Origin of the sequence: Paenibacillus xylanilyticus, assembly GCF_013359935.1 — a bacterium.
In the GTDB taxonomy this organism is placed as follows: Bacteria; Bacillota; Bacilli; order Paenibacillales; family Paenibacillaceae; genus Paenibacillus; species Paenibacillus xylanilyticus.
Window position 1 is genome coordinate 1 of the sequence record NZ_JABMCB010000054.1, and the last position, 1,667, is coordinate 1,667.

Sequence of the window (1,667 nt, forward strand, 5' to 3'; positions counted from 1 at the left end):
ACGGAAAGCTGACCGCTAAAAATGCGGATATCAGTGGCAGTGTGAATGCGAACTCCGGGACGCTCAGTAATGTGACGATAGCTGAAAACTGTACGATAAACGGTACGCTGAGGGCGGAAAAAATCGTCGGGGACATTGTAAAGGCGGCGAGCGCGGCTTTTCCGCGCCAGCGTGAAAGCAGTGTGGACTGGCCGTCAGGTACCCGTACTGTCACCGTGACCGATGACCATCCTTTTGATCGCCAGATAGTGGTGCTTCCGCTGACGTTTCGCGGAAGTAAGCGTACTGTCAGCGGCAGGACAACGTATTCGATGTGTTATCTGAAAGTACTGATGAACGGTGCGGTGATTTATGATGGCGCGGCGAACGAGGCGGTACAGGTGTTCTCCCGTATTGTTGACATGCCAGCGGGTCGGGGAAACGTGATCCTGACGTTCACGCTTACGTCCACACGGCATTCGGCAGATATTCCGCCGTATACGTTTGCCAGCGATGTGCAGGTTATGGTGATTAAGAAACAGGCGCTGGGCATCAGCGTGGTCTGAGTGTGTTACAGAGGTTCGTCCGGGAACGGGCGTTTTATTATAAAACAGTGAGAGGTGAACGATGCGTAATGTGTGTATTGCCGTTGCTGTCTTTGCCGCACTTGCGGTGACAGTCACTCCGGCCCGTGCGGAAGGTGGACATGGTACGTTTACGGTGGGCTATTTTCAAGTGAAACCGGGTACATTGCCGTCGTTGTCGGGCGGGGATACCGGTGTGAGTCATCTGAAAGGGATTAACGTGAAGTACCGTTATGAGCTGACGGACAGTGTGGGGGTGATGGCTTCCCTGGGGTTCGCCGCGTCGAAAAAGAGCAGCACAGTGATGACCGGGGAGGATACGTTTCACTATGAGAGCCTGCGTGGACGTTATGTGAGCGTGATGGCCGGACCGGTTTTACAAATCAGTAAGCAGGTCAGTGCGTACGCCATGGCCGGAGTGGCTCACAGTCGGTGGTCCGGCAGTACAATGGATTACCGTAAGACGGAAATCACTCCCGGGTATATGAAAGAGACGACCACTGCCAGGGACGAAAGTGCAATGCGGCATACCTCAGTGGCGTGGAGTGCAGGTATACAGATTAATCCGGCAGCGTCCGTCGTTGTTGATATTGCTTATGAAGGCTCCGGCAGTGGCGACTGGCGTACTGACGGATTCATCGTTGGGGTCGGTTATAAATTCTGATTAGCCAGGTAACACAGTGTTATGACAGCCCGCCGGAACCGGTGGGCTTTTTTGTGGGGTGAATATGGCAGTAAAGATTTCAGGAGTCCTGAAAGACGGCACAGGAAAACCGGTACAGAACTGCACCATTCAGCTGAAAGCCAGACGTAACAGCACCACGGTGGTGGTGAACACGGTGGGCTCAGAGAATCCGGATGAAGCCGGGCGTTACAGCATGGATGTGGAGTACGGTCAGTACAGTGTCATCCTGCAGGTTGACGGTTTTCCACCATCGCACGCCGGGACCATCACCGTGTATGAAGATTCACAACCGGGGACGCTGAATGATTTTCTCTGTGCCATGACGGAGGATGATGCCCGGCCGGAGGTGCTGCGTCGTCTTGAACTGATGGTGGAAGAGGTGGCGCGTAACGCGTCCGTGGTGGCACAGAGTACGGCAG

3 protein-coding genes are annotated in these 1,667 nt (G+C 54.4%); all 3 read left to right on the top strand.

Annotated features, from left to right (window positions below):
- On the top strand, nt 1-545 hold a 545-nt coding region (locus HP552_RS00340), incomplete at its 5' end, for a DUF3672 domain-containing protein (RefSeq protein WP_175393814.1).
- 61 nt (nt 546-606) lie between these two features.
- Nucleotides 607-1,227, top strand: a complete 621-nt coding sequence (gene lom, locus HP552_RS00345) for an outer membrane beta-barrel protein Lom (RefSeq protein WP_001246632.1) — start codon at nt 607-609, stop codon at nt 1,225-1,227.
- A gap of 64 nt (nt 1,228-1,291) precedes the next feature.
- Nucleotides 1,292-1,667: prophage tail fiber N-terminal domain-containing protein (locus HP552_RS00350; RefSeq protein WP_175393815.1), on the top strand; the 376-nt coding region annotated here is incomplete at its 3' end.